This window comes from Nostoc sp. TCL240-02 (assembly GCF_013343235.1).
Taxonomy (GTDB): domain Bacteria; phylum Cyanobacteriota; class Cyanobacteriia; order Cyanobacteriales; family Nostocaceae; genus Nostoc.
The window spans coordinates 6,259,888-6,276,772 of record NZ_CP040094.1; the positions used below are offsets into that span (position 1 = coordinate 6,259,888).

The window sequence follows — 16,885 nt, forward strand, 5'->3', positions numbered from 1 at the left end:
TTAACTCGCTTGTTCGATGAGATGATTTGATTGATAGTCGTTTATTTAGAATGCGTAGTATTTCCTGAAAAAAATCTTATTTCCTTAGTATGCGTAATATTATCTCAAAACAAATCTTTACAGCACTTCCCCCAGTCGGGTGATTGTGAAATTATCTTTAGGATAGGTTAGCGATCGCCCGATTCAAGATTTGGGAAAACAGTTCTCGGTCAGCAAAAGAAATACCGTCCATTGCTTCATCCCTTACTGCGGCGGCGATTGGGGGTAAAATAGTTTCTAGTTCTTTACCTGCATCCGTTAGCCAGATCCGCCAAATGCGGCGATCGTGAGTGTCGCGTTCTCGACGCACCAAACCGCGTTCTTCCATCCGATCTAGTACGCCTGTTAAAGTTCCTCCCACTTGTTTGAGCTTGTCTCCAATACTAGAAGTAGGTAAACCATCTTCTTGCCACAAACAGCACAACACCAACCAGTGAAATGGTGTAAGCCCAAAGGGTTCTAGCTTATCTGTAAACTTGCGACTGAGCAATTGTGAGACTAATTTGATTCTGTAGCCCAAATTGTATGGTGCCAGATTTTGCTGCCACGACTCTAAAGCTGGGGAATGATTAGATGTAGAAACCATTTAGCAAAATACTTAGTGTGCGTAATATTATATATAAATTACCATTTTTTAGCAATAGGTGCTTTGCATCTATCTTAGGGAAGAAATTGAATAAACTGGTACTCTTTGACAGTGCCGAGAATACGGTGAGGTCTAGATAATTTAGGGGATTGGTCAGTATAGATCCAAGCATAGCTCAAAGCTGGTATTTGCGAAATAGAGGCTACTTGCTGGGCATGAATAGGAAGATAGAACTCAAATAGGACTTGGGTTTTCTGGTCTATTTCCACATAGTAGGTAGGATGAGATTGGAGAGTTGAGGCGATCGCACTTTGTTGTAAAAAAGTTTTCAAAACATGGTTATAGTCACTTAACAGACCGATGCTACCAATCGTCGCCAAAGCCAGCCAACAGGGAATTAACCAACCTGCAATCCAATAACGTGCTGTGAGAAACTTCTTGCCAAAGTGGTAACGACTAATCCACACCACAGGTAAAATTAACCAACCCAAGCCCATAGCCAAGCCAATAGTTGCATACTTGTGAAGATTAAAACTACCCCAACGAAAAATGCCAAGACTCGCTATAACAAGTAAAATACCTAACCCACCAAAGCCATAACTGAGATTCCGAGGAAGATTCTTTTTTGCAAAAAGGCTTAATATATTTATTTTACCTTTTTCAATAGGTAATGGGGGGGTAACTCCTGTCTGGTAAATACTACCTAACCAGTTTAAACCCACAGATGCAAACAAAGCTATAAACGGATAAAGACAAAGACTATAATGAGGGAGACGAGTGCTAAAAAGACTAAGCTCACAAAATAGGATAAGTGGAAAACCAACTAATATTAACTGATAACGAGGAATAGGACGACGTACAGTCAAAAATAAACCTAAAAGTCCGAAAAAAGCCCAAGGAAATGCTTTTAAAAGAATATTCCATAAATAAAACAGCCGATCATTTCTATAATTATTTTCAGAACCTAGCTGCATAACAAACTTGAGCAACTCTTCAAAACTCTGATTTCCGTAGTGTAGCCAGCTTAACCACAGCCAAACACCAGTAGGTATTAAACCGACAAAAAAACCTAAATACAAAATTGGGTTAGTAAGATGATGATGACGGCGATGTTCCCAAATTAAATAAGGGAATAAAGCGATGATTGGCAAAAAAATCATAAAGCTTCTGACTAAGAAGCCTAAACCTAAACTTAAACCAGCTATAAAACTCCAAAAATAGCGATATTTAGGATATAATTCTGTTTTTATTAAAGACAAAATAGTTAAAAGTACCAATAGAACCATCGGTATATCAGGCGTGCTTAAGCGAGAGTATTGCAGCCAGAGAAATTCCACACTTAAAATTGCAGCAGCAAGCCCTGCTAATTTTTTGCCCAGCATAATTTTGCCGATTTCATACACAAGCCATAAGCTAAAAATACTAGCAATCATACTAGGAAGACGCGCACTAGTATCACTCATACCAAACAGCTTGTAGAAACTGGCAATTAACCAATAAGGGCCAGGGGTTTTATGATGTGCCGTTGTCCAAGGAGTTATCCAATTACCAGAATCAAACATCAGACGCGCCCGCGAAGCGTAAAGCGCTTCATCATGTGCCATCAGGCTATTATGCCCAGAAGTAAATAATAATAAGGGAAGTATCCAAAGTAACAAGCTCAAATATGGTAATAATCCCACTAGGCGCGTTTGTCGCCAAATATGCCGCAAGATATGTAATTTATAAAACATTGAATTGATAAAATTGAATGCTGCTATTTATACTCGTCTATGTGTCTTGGTGTTATTAAAATATGTTACATAGTGTTTTTTGAACAATACCTGAAATTGCCGCATTTTTTGAAAAAAGTACTCCAAAACAGAGATTTATGCAATTAAGACCGAATCAACGCCAGAAATTAGACGACAAAGACGATAAGCTGTTCTATGCCTACCCCCGCTTTGTTACCCATGTCGATGAAGGATTTATTCAACAGCTAACGGATTTATATCGCGATCGCCTCAAACCCAACACCCGCATTCTTGATATGATGAGCAGCTGGGTGTCCCATCTACCAGAGGAGATGCAATTTGACCATGTGGAAGGGCACGGACTCAACGCTGAGGAACTAGCACGAAATTCCCGCTTAAATCATTACTTTGTGCAAAATCTTAACGAAAATCCGCAGCTACCTTTACCAGATGAAGATTTTGATGCTGTTCTCAATTGCGTATCTGTGCAGTATGTGCAATATCCAGAAGCAGTATTTTCCGAAATTTATCGCATCCTGAAACCCGGTGGTGTTGCAGTTATCAGCTTTTCTAACCGGATGTTTTTTGAAAAAGCGATTCAGGCTTGGCGTGAGGCTTCAGAATCACAGCGAGTAGAATTAATCAAAGCCTACTTCGCCTCAGTTCCAGGATTTACAACCGCAGAAGTTATAGTTCATAAATCAACATTACCGAATTTATTTCAGTGGTTGGGTGCAGCTGGAGGAGATCCGTTTTATGCCGTTATAGCTTATCGCAGTTAAGCCAAATATTCGCTAGTGCAAGAAGGCTTGTAGTAAGCACTTTAGTGCTTAAAAAATAAGGACTAAAGTCCTTACTACGAACTTATTTACCTGCTCAAAATTAAAATGCTTTTGTATATACATAATTTTTGTAGATGAATTATTGGCTAATGAAATCAGAACCAGAAGCCTATAGCATTGCTGACCTTCAACAGCAGAAAGAGACTATCTGGGACGGCGTTCGCAATTATCAAGCTCGCAACTTTTTGCGCCTTATGGATGAAGGAGACTTAGCTTTTTTCTATCACTCCGGCACTAATCCTCCTAATATTGCTGGGTTAATGCGTGTAGTGAAAAAAGATATTGCTGACCCGACCCAGTTTGAGCCAGAAAGTAAATACTACGACCCAAAATCAACTTCTGAATTCCCTCGGTGGCAAACAGTTGTAGTAGAATTCGTTGAGACTTTTTCTAATCCAATATTGCTATCAATACTCAAAGAAAAGTTTAGCGATGAAGACTTAATGTTGGTGAGACAAGGAAATCGATTATCGGTAATGCCTGTCCCTGAAGCAGTGGCTTTGAAGATTTTGGCGATGAAAAGCTCATAGTTGAAATAATTCGTAATTCGTAATGGGCTACGCTAAGGTAATTCGTAGAATATTTTTAAAGGAAGGTTGATTAACTGGACATAATGTGATTTATTCTTGCCTAATTACTTAGTTCACACCCATTGTTCAGGATCTAATTGATAGTAGCGTTGCAGTTGCTCATAAAGAGCCGGATGCTTAGACAACAATTGGTGCGGTTTCTCAAAGAATGTCTCAGTTGCTACGGCAAAAAATTCTGCGGGATTCGTTGCACCATAGCTATCCATTACCGTCTTTGCACCTTGTAGAACATCGTTACAAAGTTGCTGATATGCTTCTGTCATCACCTTCGCCCAAATAGGATAGTCTGAATTGCGTTGTAGTATAGGAACTCCTTCAGCTTTACCATCTTCTTGATCTAACTGATGGGCGAATTCATGAAGCACAACGTTACGTCCATCTCTCCAATTATTAGTATCTTGTTTCACCTGTTCCCAAGACAGTACTACTTGGTCATTTGTCCACGATTCTCCTAGTCTAGCCACACGTCTTTCTTCAACAACATATTTTCCGATGGAAGTCGTTTCTTGAACAAAATAAGCATTGGGATACACCAGGATTGAACGAAGTCTAGGGAAGTATTGCCCACGTTCATTTAACAAAAGTAAACAGGCGATCGTAGCAAGGGTCAGTTTCATTTCCTCCGTCACCTGTAATCCTCTACAACCAATAAATTGCTTTTCTGCTAAAAATACCTGAATATGTCCCTGAAGTCGTCTGATTTCATCGGGAGAGAGACAGAGATAAATAGGAAGATTATTCTCAATAATTGCATTCCACAGTGGGGGAAAAGGACGGTGTTTGAGACGAGTTCTTCGCTTTTTAACTATAACAGGATTGATTAAAATTCCAGTGAGAATCAACGCAATAATGAGAAAAACAACTATTGTTTGAATCATTGACTTCTGAGCGGGTTACATATTTCAGTCACTGCAAAACAAAAAAATAGATAATATAATTGTTATTGTTGTGTCTCAATAACTAAATTTAAATGGGGCTTTTATCTCTTTTCTAAAGTCTACTAATCCCACATATCATCACTATTGAATCAAAATTATGCAAGATTGAACTTTTGTAGAAAGGGTTTTTTGCAGCCCTTGTTCAACTTTACTAATCAGTTGATCAAAAGCCTCTTGATCTGCTGTCAATTGTTCTTGAAGAACTTTCTCTAACTCAGGCTTTATTTGCTCACACATATCCTCAATTTTTTTATCGCTCAAAAAACTAGAACGAACCCAACTAGGTACATCCACATTTGTCTTGATTGCTTCTTGAACACTCTTACGATTTAGTTCCATTCCTGCCGCCATAACCGAAGCCCCATAGACTAGGGCAATAGGCCAGGTTAAATGTCCAGTTAATATGAGAGTGATGATGCTAGCTACAGTACCTCCACCAATTACTACATTGACAATAAAGCCCACTGTCTCAGCTAGAATAGCATCTCCAATTCGTAGCTCTGGGTTAACAAAATTTGGGTCAATACTATCCTGGAACCTCAAACTGCTTCTAGGTATCTGAAACTTTCGACAGATTGGATCAGTTTGTGCGGCTAAATCTGGTTGGATTTTATTGCTAAACCAATAAGCGCATTGATGATTAATTATCTGCACAGCGCGATCGCTTTTGAGCCACTGTTCTGCCCGACCGATCAAAACTGTTTCCAAATCGGCTAAAGTCCGTATTTTGTTTTTTTGCCAATCTTTTAAAGCTGGTTTAACTGCGTTGACAATCAAACCATCTGTCAAAGGCTTAGTTAGTGATTCGATTAACTCCGGTATATGCCTTTGAATCAAACCTTTGAGCGTATTCGAGGTAAATAGTTTGTTGACTTCTTCTTTAAAAGCAGCAGCACGCAGATCCCATCGTCCTACTCGTGCTAAACCCAGTGCAATGCAGCGTTCCGGTTCTGGATCGGGGCGAAGCAGCGTTTCTGGTTCGGGAAACATTTCTTGACAAAGAAAGTGGGTAAACTTCATGCGAGATGCACCGCCAGTCATCAGCAGAAGTTTCGGTACAATTCCAAGTTTTTCTAGCTTTTCTTTCGCCTCAGTTAAAGAATCGGTAAACGATCGCACCCAACTATGATTTTCCAGTTCCGGTAAGGGCTGGTTTAAAATTTCCTCCATCATTAATTTATTGACTTGGGGAATAAAATAAATCTGTTCGTTGATCGACTCGAAGCCACGCGCAAAGGATTCAGGATCGCTGTATAGCTGTTCATTAGAAAAGTAATCTTCTTTAGCTTTGCGACAAGCAAGTTCACAACGAGCTTGGTGATGCGGATATTCCTTAAATACTTTTTCGAGTAATGCTTTTTGTTCGTGGTTGGCGAGAGTCCGAGCAAAAATAGCCTTGTCAATAAGGGATGCACCTAAAGTATTACTCCCAAAATCTATCGGGATCTCTTCTAAACTCTTAACCAGAGTAAAATCTGTGGTTGAAGAACCAATATCGACAATTAGCACCGATGCAACAAGTTTGTCATACTCCAGTTTCCTGGCTTCTTTGGCTTGCATAAAAGCAGCCCGCGATTCAGGTACAACATTTATTTGAGGAATACCAGCTTCTTGAAGTAGCTTTTGGTATTCAGTGCGATCGCTAACTGACCATCCTGAAGGACAACCAATGTAAAAATAGCTATTTTCCCCACCTTCAAGTTGTTTGCTTTCTTTCAAAAGGCGGTAGTAGGTTGCCACAAAAGTGCTAATTGTTTCCCGATATTTGGGATCGTTGTTGGGTTTTTGCTTAAAAGAAATTGTCAGTTGGGTAACGCCAGCTTGAATTAATGCTTGTTCGCCGACCAGATAACCGAGTTTGGGATGCCAACCAAGGGCTGTAATTTGGTTCTTTTTGTTATTAATCTCTAGCATTTGGGGAGGTTCGATGCTTTCCACTATCGCTTTAGCTACAGCCGTCTCACCGTGCCCCAAATCAAAGCCGATTGTTTCTAAAATTTCCATACCCTTATTGTCTATTATTCTCTAGCAGAGGAATATGCTGGTTCAATTACCCGACCGCGCCTAATTAAGCGATCGCCTTTTAACAAAGCCGGAGTTAGAGTGACGTGATCTTTGGTATCGGGGTCGATACTTGGCTCAAAGTCAAAATAATTGCGATCGCTATTTGATCGGTAAACTTGAGCGTTAATTCCTTGAGACATTAAAATCTGTGGTAGAAGTTTTGCAAGTTCATAAGCCATTTGGGGTTTATCAAGTTTAGATGCGCCCATTAGCCTTTGCAGAAAATTTAATAACTCTGGTAGTTCTTCTATAGCTAAATCGCCTTCATGTTTATTCCCATCTTCTACTCTAGCTACTGCTAGGTCGATAGTGTTGAGAGCATCGCCAAGATGATCTAAAAATACTTTGCTATCAACCTGGAGCAGAGGTTTAGGTAATTCCAATAGTTCTGAAGATATAGAATTTTGCTGATTCTTTAAGTCGAGTTGAAGCACAACTTCTACCCCTAGAAGTAGAGAGGTTAGTAAGATAGCCATCCATGCACCTGGGGTAGTTTTAGTTAAGGAGAATAACGAACCTAAGATGCCTATATAAATTAGTCCCTTTAGCAGTTTTAGGATTAATCTGCTGGAAAAAAGGTTTGTACTTGGGTTAGTAAATTGCTTTTGTTCTGTCGGAGAAATTTGAGAATAGTTAGCCGCAGCAAGAGTGGCGATGGACTGCCGCAGGGTATCTAGGAAAAAAGAAGCTAGACGAACTTGAGCTAAATTAAGCTTTTCAATATAAATTATTTCGAGATTATCAAGTCGATTGTGAACCAACTTAACTATCTCCTCGATGTTGGTTGTGTTATCAATATCTGTCTGGAGTTGGTTACGTTCTTCGCTAAAAAGTGAAGTGATTGTTTTCATTGCGTTAACTAATACTTTAACGTTATTAATTAAGAGTGAAATTAACAAACAAGTGTTTATTTCACTCTGTAATCACATAATGACGGAATAATTCATAATTATGAATTATGAATTACGTTGATTGCAAATTACTACCCATCAGAAGGAGGAGCAGAATGTTTATCTGCGTCATTGCAGACTACGGTACAGGAGATCCGGCATTTATAGAAGTCACACAACGTCTGCTGATGGCTTTTCCTCATGCCCAAATTCATTTACTTTCGGTTCCAGCATTCAGTACCTTGGCAACGGGATTCTGGATTGCCCAACTAGGGCTTAACTCAGGCCCTAGCGATCGCCTAATTTATCATAACTGTGCGCCTCGTCAGGATGATCCTGAAGCTCGTCGAGACAATGAAGGTGAAGGGTTAACTTATGCTCTTTTATCTAATGGTGTAAAAGTAGTGGGTGTGAATGCAGGTTACACCCTCTCCTTTATCAAAGACTATACAAAGGAGTTGCGAGTAGTCAACGTTTCTCGTGGTGGATCGCAGTTTCGCTCACGGGATGTGTTTCCTCCGGCTGCGGCTGCCATTATGAATGAAGATTTTAGCCTTCTGGGAGATAGCCTTAAGAGTGAGCAAATCCCAGATGTTCCACCAGATCGAATTGCCTGGGTTGATGGCTATGGCAACATCAAAACAACTATTGGGGCCCATACACTTAACTTGGAGCCTCAAACCAAGATTGTGATCCGAATTGGAGATGTAGTCAGTGATGCTGTGTATTCTGATGGCAGCTTCAAGGTGTCTGAAGGAACTTTAGCCTTTGCTCCTGGTAGTTCCGGTTGGTCAAGAGGCGATTCAGGAGAACCATTGCGCTTTTTAGAGTTGTTTCTGCGAGGAGGGAGTGCTTGGGAGCGCTTTGGCCGTCCCCGTGTGAATCAGCAAGTAACTCGAATTACCTAAATTAAATCTACTCCTCTACACCCTACAGATAAGCACTATCTATGTTTATCTGTAGATATGGGTATTAGTGGTACTAACAATGACAATTGGAGTTTGGGTATTAGGCGACCAACTTTGGGAAAAACAAGCAGCTTTACAAAGTTGTTTTGATCAGGAAAACGTGCCTGTAATTTTGATCGAGTCGCTGCATCATGTTCAAGTCAGACCTTACCATCGGCAAAAGTTAGTCTTACTTTGGTCGGCAATGAGGCATTTTGCCCAAGAGTTGCGACAACTAAAATATTCAGTAACATACAAAATAGCTGAAGATTTTGAAACACCACTCCAAGAATGGATTAGAGAAAATCAAATTACTCAGTTACGGGTGATGACACCGAATGATTTACCGTTCACCCAGATGATTCAAAACTTAGAACTATTTTGCCCAATTACTTTGATTCCCAACAATCATTTTTTGTGGAATACAGAAGAATTCAATAATTGGGCATCAGGTCGTAAGCGTCTCTTAATGGAAGATTTTTATCGGGAAGGAAGGCGGCGTTTCCAAATTTTAATGGAGAAAGATAAACCAGTCGGGGGACAGTGGAATTTAGATAAAGAAAACCGTCAACCGCCCAAAGGTAAATTAAATACACCACCTGCACAATGGTTTGAACCAGACAAAATTACTCTCGATGTTATTGACAAGGTCAATTCTCTCACTTGCCCAACTTATGGGGAAATAAAACCTTTTCGCTGGGGGATAAATCGCCAACAGGCACTTCAAGTATTAGACTGGTTTATTCAACATCGTTTACCGCATTTTGGCCCCTACCAAGATGCAATGGTAACGGGAGAAGAAACAATGTGGCACGCGCTACTTTCTCCTTATTTGAATATCGGCTTACTCCAACCAATGGAGGTAATTGAAGCCGTACAACAAGCATATTTCCAACACAAATTGCCAATAAATAGTGTAGAAGGTCTCATTCGTCAGGTGTTGGGTTGGCGAGAGTATATGCACGGCATCTATCACTATGTAGATGCAGATTACTCAGACAAAAATTGGTTTAACCACACACAACCGCTACCGAAATTTTTCTGGACAAGTAGAACCGAAATGAATTGTCTACACCAGATTCTTACGCAAGTGGAACGCACTGGCTACGCTCATCATATTCAACGGCTAATGGTGTTGAGTAATTTTGCTTTAATTGCCGGACTTTCACCACAATCTGTAGAAAACTGGTTCCATGCAGTGTTTATTGATGCTTATGACTGGGTAATGCAAACAAATGTTATTGGTATGGGTTTATTTGCTGATGGAGGTGTGTTGGCGTCTAAACCTTATGCTGCTTCTGCTAACTATATAAATAAGATGAGTGACTATTGCAAAAGTTGTGTTTATAACCATAAGGAGCGTGTTGGTGAAAATGCTTGTCCGTTCAACTTCTTCTATTGGGATTTTCTTGACAGACATCGCCAACAACTAGAATCTCAAGGAAGGATGAGTTTTATTTTAAAAAATTTGGATAAAATGTCTCCTGAAGAATTACAGTCTATCCGTCAACAAGCCCAAGATTGGCACGCCCAATCTTAGTTGATGCAAGGTATTCAAAGCCAGTTACTTATCAGTACAGGAGAGATACCGAAATGATAAAAACAACGGAGAACACATTTGGCTCAGAGATGAATAATGAAGATTGGTTTAGCTTAGGAAAATCTGATGCCTGGGCTGGAAAAACCAAAGTGCCACCAGAACAAGATTCTCAAGCTGCTAGTATGTACGACCTGGGTTACTGTGAGGGAAAAATCAAACGCCCACCAACTAAAATTAGTCAGTATACTACAGCCCATATTCCGCATTTCAACTAGTACTATAAACAGTATCAGCGCTGTTGTCCATTTCTCTTTTTGAAACAAATCCAAAAAAAGGTTACGCTCTTGTTTATACAGTGATGAGAACAATGTTAGTACAGTGGTTGGAGTGGCGGAAACAAGCATGAGTCAGTTTGAGCCATTACCTTTTGATGTAGTTGTTTATATTAATTCATCGAGCGATACTGCGTAAAGTACATACAATTTTTAGGGACGCATAGCTGTGCGCCCCTACTTTACACTTAACTAATTTGGACAATCACTACTGCTTGGGTGATTTCATTCAACGACTGTTACTGAAGCCCCTTCATTTGATGGAGGTACGCCGGGTAATTCAAGACAGTATCCAGCACCATATACTGTTTTGATATAGCGGGGGTGGCGGGGATCTGGTTCTAGCTTGGTTCTCAAGTGGCGAATATGGACTCGAATCGTTTCAATGTCGTCATCGGGATCGTAGCCCCAAACTTCTCTGAGGATTTCGCTAGGAGAAACTGTTTGACCGTGGCGTTGTAGTAAGCAGTGAAGTAGCTCAAATTCTAAGTGAGTCAATTTCACCGTGTCATTGAACCATATTGCTTCAAATCTTTCGGGAACGAGGGTCAACGATCCATAGTTTAGAATCTCACTATGCTTTGCTGCTTGCGGAATGCGGTCAGTCCGCCGCAATAGTGCCCGCACTCGCGCCAGCAGTTCTTCAACTTCAAAAGGCTTGGTGAGGTAGTCATCTGCGCCAGCATTGAAACCTTCCACCTTGTTCTGAGTTTGGCTCATAGCCGTCAACATTAACACGGGAATCTCAGAGGTGCGATCGTCACGGCGCAGGCGTTGGCAAACGGTAAACCCATCTACTCTGGGCAACATTAAATCGAGCATGATCAAGTCTGGTTGAAGCTGGAGAGCCAGCGCTTGACCTTTGATGCCGTCTTCAGCTTGACTAACATCGTAGCCAGCCATTTCCAAGTTGACGGCAACTAGTTCTGAAATCGCTGGGTCATCGTCTATGACAAGAATCCTCGGCATTCTTAAAAATTATTACTACTTATTAAGGATAATTAACAACCTTTGATAGATACAAAGATTTTTGAAACGATTCTAAAAAAGTTTTTAAATCTTACATAAATATTAAGATTAAATGACTGTGAAATCAAGACTCAACTACATGAAATCTTATAGTCTATGATGTGTTATGCTCCCCCCTACAATCCGTCTTGGTTTTTACAAAACGGTGTGATGATGACTGTATACACTGCTTTGTGGGGAAAACGTCACTGGCAAAGTACTACTAAAGACCCAGAACCGTCTTATCATGAGAAAATCTTTGTTGGTGGCCAAGGTGTGCCAATCTTTGGCTTGGTTGCCATCCCAGAAAATGCCCATAGCACGATTATCGGCACTTACGGCATTACTGGAGAGTTAAAAACAGAATGGTTTTTGAGGGTGCTAGGGCGTAAAGCCTATGCTCAAGGGTACGCTGTAGTGTTATTTGATTGGCGGGCCCACGGCAAAACTGCCGAATTGTCGCCAACTCTAACTTCTGATGGTTTGTATGAGGGGGAAGATTTTGTTCGCATCGCCGCCACTGCTAAGGCAATGGGATGTCCTGGGAAATTTTGGTTTACAGGGTTTTCTTTAGGAGGGCAATTAGCACTATGGGCAGTGAAGGTGGCTAGTGAGGTGATTAGGGAGTATGAAGATTTAGGACTAGAAGACAGTGATATCGGTGGTGGTATGGTGATTTGTCCGAGTTTGGATTCGGAGCGATCGCTATCTTATCTAGTTACAAAACCCTTTGGCAGATATTTGGAAGCGGGTATTGCCCAGAATTTAAAAAAACTGGCATGGCGAATTCATGATGCTCATCCTGGAAGCATTGATCCAGCAGCCATTGAACGGGCGAATAGTATTTGGGGTTTCGATAACGAACTGGTAATTAACCAATTAGGTTTTTCTTCTGTGGAAGCATATTACCAAGCTAGTAGTGCTTTACAAATATTGCCGCAAATCTCAAAACCGACTTTGATTTTATATGCTGCTGATGATCCACTTTTTGACCCAGCTATCATACCGGAATTAGAAGAAGCCTGCGATCGCAATTCTGCAATAGATTTATTGCTCACTCAGTACGGTGGTCATGTTGGCTATTTGAGTAGCAAAGAGTGCCAGCGTCAAGTACAAGACTCCGATCCTTGGTGGGCATGGAATCGGATTCTACAATGGTTGGAGCAACAGCGCAAAGAATAAGTAGGCCGGCGTAATAATCATTGGGATAAGGCAGGGGGCAGGAGGAAAAAGAGTTTTAGCTTTCTTCACACAGTTTGCTTTTATTTGACTGACTGACTTAAACTTAATAACACTAATATTTTGTTATTGAAATGAGGTGGATGGGAATAAAAAAATATTCATTAGAGCCAATAAATACTGGCTTAATGGCTTAATTTATTTTAATAAATGCTTCCAAAAAAGCATTTGTCAAGAAATCATGACATTAGTTCTAATCTAGATTATAGCTCTAACTTTTGCTTGCTGATAGAAAAGTTGACTTGCTCAAGAAAACTCCACTCCACAACGAGAGTTTCTAAGCCTTAATGTGTAAGAATAACCAAAAAAACCGCATCAAACTTCTGTAGGATTTGCCCAAATTCCCGGTAATTATATCGGGATAGTAGTCTTATGAATTCTGGACAAAAAACTCCCATTGACTCTTTCAAAGGATACGATTAATGTTGTGAGTAGTCCTTACAAGGACACTCTTTATGCATCAAAAAATCAAGAGGTACTTCCTATGATGATGATGATGATGAATGAAACCATGACTGCCGAAATGCAAGCTTGTATGGAAGTTTGTATGGACTGTCATAAAATGTGCATGGAAACCATGACTTACTGCATGGCCAAAGGTGGTATGCAGATGGACAAGGACATGATGAGCATGATGAGCATGATGCGCGATTGCTCTGAAATGTGCATGATGTGCATGAATATGATGATGAGCGGTTCTGAGTTCATGGAACGCACTTGTATGCTCTGTGCTGAAATGTGCGATCGCACTGCAATGGCGTGTGAGATGATGAGCGATGACATGAAAATGATGGAATGTGCTGCTGCTTGCCGTAAATGTGCAGAGTCTTGCAGAAGTATGCAGATGATGCCCGTATAATTCCCCTAACTAGCAGAAGTTTCTCTGCAACCTAATATTCAAGCGCTCAGACTCTTTGGAATCTGGGCGCTTGAAGTAAGGGACTTCCAAATAAAAAAATATTCCATTGCTTTAAGGGCAGGGAGCAGGGAGCAGGGGGCAGGGGGCAGGGGCAGGGAAAGTCGTAGTGAAGTTCAGAAATTGGATAATTTATTTTTTGGAGTTCCCTAAGATGATTTTGAATAATTTGCCATGTCCCATATATTTCTGCGTTCACTCCATCAAAATCAAGCGCAGATGATCTAAACGCACATACCAAGGAAACGGTTGATCTTTCATAGTCACCCATTTTTCTTTGAAGACTTCAGCTTGCAGATGGTAATCTTGAGAGTTCTTGCCAGCAGAATGTAGTTTAAGAAACAACGTCATTCGGTGGGGCGTTTCACTTGTTCGTACTAACCAACAGGGAAAGGTATTTTCCTGTGATGAGTCGTTGGTAAAAATGAACTGATGGGCACGAATGCCGACGTGGGATAATTCGCTCGTGACTGGTTCAATGACTTGAAGAGTACAACCCCAATCAATCGCTTCTATTTGTTGTGATGACTGGAGAACAGCACGGGAGAAGTTTTTGCATCCGGTAAGTTGAGCGACACTAACGGTAGCAGGATGCTGGAAAATATCGTATTTGCTGCCATGATGAACGGCTCTACCATGCTCCAATACCAATAGATTCGGACAAATCCGATAAGCTTCTTCCATATTATGGGTGACAAATAGAGTCACACCTTGGTAATCAGCTAGAGTTTCTGTCATTTGCTGCTCTAATTGACTACGCAGATGGGTGTCAAGTGCCGAGAACGGCTCATCTAAAAGTAATGCTTCCGGTTGACTTGCTAATGCTCTTGCTAAGGCTACCCGTTGTTGTTGTCCCCCAGAAAGTTGATGCGGATAGCGATCGCCTAATCCCTGCAACTGCATCGCTAATAATTGTTCTTCTACCTGTACCCGAATACTCCCAGCCGATAGTTTTTTGGGCAAACCGAAAGCAATATTTTGTGCCACACTCAGATGCGGAAAGAGAGCGTAATTCTGCACTAAAAAACCAATGCGGCGATCGCGGCTAGGTAGATTAATTCCTTGTACGGAGTCAAACAGAACTCTATCATTTAAAACTATGCGCCCAGTTGTGGGCGTTTCTATCCCCGCAAGGCAGCGCAAAATCATGCTCTTACCTGCTCCAGAACCCCCCAACAATCCCAAAGGTTTCTCATCAGAGGTAAAAGCAACTTTTAAATCAAAGCTAGTCAGGATTTTTTCAATGTTGACTAATAAGCCACCAGATTCAAAGCTAGATTGCGAAGTATAAAGATTTTCTCCCCCTGCCTCGCCTGCTCCTTGCTCCCTGCTCCCCCTGCCCCCTGTCCTCTCCCCCCCACCCCCTGCCTTCTTCTCCCTCAATTCTTGCCAGAAATTAACCCCAATTATTCCAGATAGAGAAATCGCCATAATTGCGATCGCCCAAAACCACGCCTCGTTCATTGCTCCCGCTTCCACAGCAAAGTAAATCGCCATTGGGATTGTCTGCGTTTGTCCGGGAATGTTACCAGCCAACATTAACGTTGCCCCGAATTCTCCCAAAGCACGGGCAAAAGCGAGCATTGTGGCGGCGACAATCCCAGGTAGTGCTAAGGGTAAACTGATACGCCAAAAGATTGTAGCTTCGGTTGCACCAAGGGTTCTAGCTACTCGCAGTAAGTTACCATCTATTTGTTCAAAAGCTCCTAGTGCAGTTTTATACATTAAAGGGAAAGAAACTACCGTGGCTGCGATCGCAGCACCATACCAAGTAAAGACGATGCTGAAATCAAAAGTCTGCATGAGTTTCCCTACAGGGCCATTTTTGCCAAAAAATAGCAGCAACAAGAAACCGACAACTGTAGGCGGTAAAATCAGTGGTGCAATAAAGATACCCTCAATCAACGATTTACCTTTGCCGCGATATCCCAGCATCCAGTAGGCAGCAGCAATACCCAAGAAGAAAGTAATAAATGTGGCAAGTAATGAAGTTTTGAGTGATATCCAAAGAGGCGATAAATCCAATGGCATAGTTGCGTAGGGAAAAATTAGCTTAACTAATTACTAATTTACCAACTTTAGTTCTGATACGTTAATAAAAGTTGGTAAACTACTTAACAAATATAGTAATACTGAATTAAACATACATAAACAAGATCCCCGGCAACTTTTACGAAGTCGGGGATCTGCGGCTTGCAATTCTAGGTAAGTAGGGGCAATTCATGAATTGCCCCTACCGTCTCTCAAAAGCTTTAATTATTTACGTCTACTTAATCCAGTTTCGTACTGTAGGCACTAAAACCATAAGCCAAAGTCTCTTTCAAAGCATCTGATGGTTTAAGACTTCTGTTAATAGCATTAGCAAAAGGTACTGGAATTCCCTTAATAGTTTCCGGCAAAATTGCATATTCTGCCGTTGGTTCGACAATGTATTCTGGGCACTTACTTTGGATGCCAGCAGTCATTAACATTTCATTTATTTCAACAGCAGAATATTGCTTGAGATAAACGGGATTTCTCACAAATGGATTCAGCCTTCTAATAAAATTATGGATAATATGAGAAGGACAAGATTTGTTATGAAAGGAATGATTAAAAACAAAAATTCCGCCAGGTTTTAGTACGCGAGATATATCAGCCAACAAGCTTCTTAATTGTGCATCTGGTATGTGCATAAAGACGCAGTTAGAAATTACCAAATCTATAGAATTATCTTCTAGAGGCAATATTTCAGCAGAAGTACAAATCAAGTTAAATTCAGCTTCCGGGAAAAAATTATATTCTTGTTTAACCTTGATTAACCGCCGCAATAAAGGTTCAGAAATATCAATACCATAATATTTTTCGCATTTGAGATTTTTTGCTTTCGAGAGATGTAAAGGGGCGCGGCCATAACCAGAGCCAATTTCTAAAATAGAGCCAACAGTTTTATTCAATGGAAATTTGTTCCATGTACCTCCAGGTGTACCAGTTAGTAAAGTGTAATCTTGTTTGATGGGAGAGGTATCTGCAAGTTTTTCAATTTTCTGAGAACCATAATATGTTTTACCAATTGCGTCCCATGTTTTTTTATGTTGAGTACTATTCAACTGTTCATAGTCACTAGGAAAATAAATACCATCTCGTAATTCAAAGTCATTTAAACTGAATTTTGTATTTGCTACTTGAGTCATTATGATTATTCCTCATCAATAGTTAAGTCTGTTTTCTGTTATACTCGT

The 16,885-nt window shown here is 40.6% G+C and carries 15 protein-coding genes; 7 read left to right on the top strand and 8 right to left on the bottom strand.

Translation table 11 applies throughout. From position 1 onward, the window contains the following. Window positions 1–157: 157 nt before the first annotated feature. Window positions 158–625, bottom strand: a complete 468-nt coding sequence (locus FBB35_RS26660) for a MarR family winged helix-turn-helix transcriptional regulator (protein ID WP_012410030.1) — start codon at window positions 623–625, stop codon at window positions 158–160. Between the two features lie 74 nt (window positions 626–699). Continuing rightward, the gene (locus FBB35_RS26665) at window positions 700–2,358 is read right to left on the bottom strand and encodes a glycosyltransferase family 39 protein (RefSeq protein ID WP_174712147.1); all 1,659 of its coding nucleotides are present in this window, start codon (window positions 2,356–2,358) and stop codon (window positions 700–702) included. A gap of 137 nt (window positions 2,359–2,495) precedes the next feature. Between FBB35_RS26665 and FBB35_RS26670 the strand changes: the two genes are divergently transcribed. Together FBB35_RS26670 and FBB35_RS26675 are read left to right on the top strand one after the other, a co-directional pair. Further along, on the top strand, window positions 2,496–3,140 hold the full coding sequence (locus FBB35_RS26670; RefSeq protein WP_174712148.1) for a class I SAM-dependent methyltransferase: 645 nt from the start codon (window positions 2,496–2,498) through the stop codon (window positions 3,138–3,140). 134 nt (window positions 3,141–3,274) lie between these two features. Further along, complete coding sequence (locus FBB35_RS26675) at window positions 3,275–3,730, top strand: EVE domain-containing protein (protein ID WP_174712149.1); 456 nt, start codon at window positions 3,275–3,277, stop codon at window positions 3,728–3,730. A 113-nt stretch (window positions 3,731–3,843) separates the two neighbouring features. Here the strand turns inward: FBB35_RS26675 and FBB35_RS26680 are convergent, their stop codons facing one another. The 3 genes from FBB35_RS26680 to FBB35_RS26690 form a co-directional block, all read right to left on the bottom strand. Further along, window positions 3,844–4,668: a M90 family metallopeptidase gene (locus tag FBB35_RS26680; protein WP_174712150.1), complete on the bottom strand. Its 825-nt coding sequence runs from the start codon at window positions 4,666–4,668 to the stop codon at window positions 3,844–3,846. Between the two features lie 141 nt (window positions 4,669–4,809). Then, on the bottom strand, window positions 4,810–6,732 hold the full coding sequence (locus tag FBB35_RS26685; protein WP_174712151.1) for an Hsp70 family protein: 1,923 nt from the start codon (window positions 6,730–6,732) through the stop codon (window positions 4,810–4,812). A 14-nt stretch (window positions 6,733–6,746) separates the two neighbouring features. Next, window positions 6,747–7,643: a hypothetical protein gene (locus FBB35_RS26690; RefSeq protein WP_174712152.1), complete on the bottom strand. Its 897-nt coding sequence runs from the start codon at window positions 7,641–7,643 to the stop codon at window positions 6,747–6,749. Window positions 7,644–7,798: 155 nt separating this feature from the next. Here FBB35_RS26690 and FBB35_RS26695 point away from each other — a divergent pair, with 155 nt between their 5' ends. The 3 genes from FBB35_RS26695 to FBB35_RS26705 all read left to right on the top strand — a co-directional run bounded on the left by FBB35_RS26695 (window position 7,799) and on the right by FBB35_RS26705 (window position 10,444). Then, window positions 7,799–8,590: an S-adenosyl-l-methionine hydroxide adenosyltransferase family protein gene (locus FBB35_RS26695; protein WP_174712153.1), complete on the top strand. Its 792-nt coding sequence runs from the start codon at window positions 7,799–7,801 to the stop codon at window positions 8,588–8,590. Between the two features lie 79 nt (window positions 8,591–8,669). Then, window positions 8,670–10,169 carry a cryptochrome/photolyase family protein gene (locus FBB35_RS26700; protein ID WP_174712154.1) on the top strand — a complete coding sequence of 500 codons (1,500 nt, stop codon included), beginning with the start codon at window positions 8,670–8,672 and terminating at the stop codon, window positions 10,167–10,169. Window positions 10,170–10,222: 53 nt separating this feature from the next. After that, window positions 10,223–10,444, top strand: coding sequence for a hypothetical protein (locus FBB35_RS26705; RefSeq protein WP_174712155.1), 222 nt, complete (start codon window positions 10,223–10,225; stop codon window positions 10,442–10,444). A gap of 282 nt (window positions 10,445–10,726) precedes the next feature. Here the strand turns inward: FBB35_RS26705 and FBB35_RS26710 are convergent, their stop codons facing one another. Beyond that, window positions 10,727–11,470 (bottom strand): response regulator transcription factor, encoded by a 744-nt coding sequence (locus tag FBB35_RS26710; RefSeq protein WP_174712156.1) that lies wholly within the window; start codon window positions 11,468–11,470, stop codon window positions 10,727–10,729. Window positions 11,471–11,626: 156 nt separating this feature from the next. Here FBB35_RS26710 and FBB35_RS26715 point away from each other — a divergent pair, with 156 nt between their 5' ends. Then, window positions 11,627–12,691 (top strand): YheT family hydrolase, encoded by a 1,065-nt coding sequence (locus tag FBB35_RS26715; protein ID WP_174712157.1) that lies wholly within the window; start codon window positions 11,627–11,629, stop codon window positions 12,689–12,691. Between the two features lie 544 nt (window positions 12,692–13,235). After that, window positions 13,236–13,607 (top strand): four-helix bundle copper-binding protein, encoded by a 372-nt coding sequence (locus tag FBB35_RS26720; protein ID WP_174713781.1) that lies wholly within the window; start codon window positions 13,236–13,238, stop codon window positions 13,605–13,607. Window positions 13,608–13,859: 252 nt separating this feature from the next. Here FBB35_RS26720 and modB read toward each other — a convergent pair whose 3' ends face one another. Both modB and FBB35_RS26730 read right to left on the bottom strand, forming a co-directional pair. Continuing rightward, a complete protein-coding gene (gene modB / locus FBB35_RS26725) occupies window positions 13,860–15,695 on the bottom strand; it encodes a molybdate ABC transporter permease subunit (RefSeq protein ID WP_174712158.1) in 1,836 nt (611 codons plus the stop codon). Between the two features lie 239 nt (window positions 15,696–15,934). Next, entirely contained in the window at window positions 15,935–16,837 is a 903-nt protein-coding gene (locus FBB35_RS26730) for a class I SAM-dependent methyltransferase (protein ID WP_174712159.1), read from the bottom strand. Window positions 16,838–16,885 lie beyond the last annotated feature (48 nt).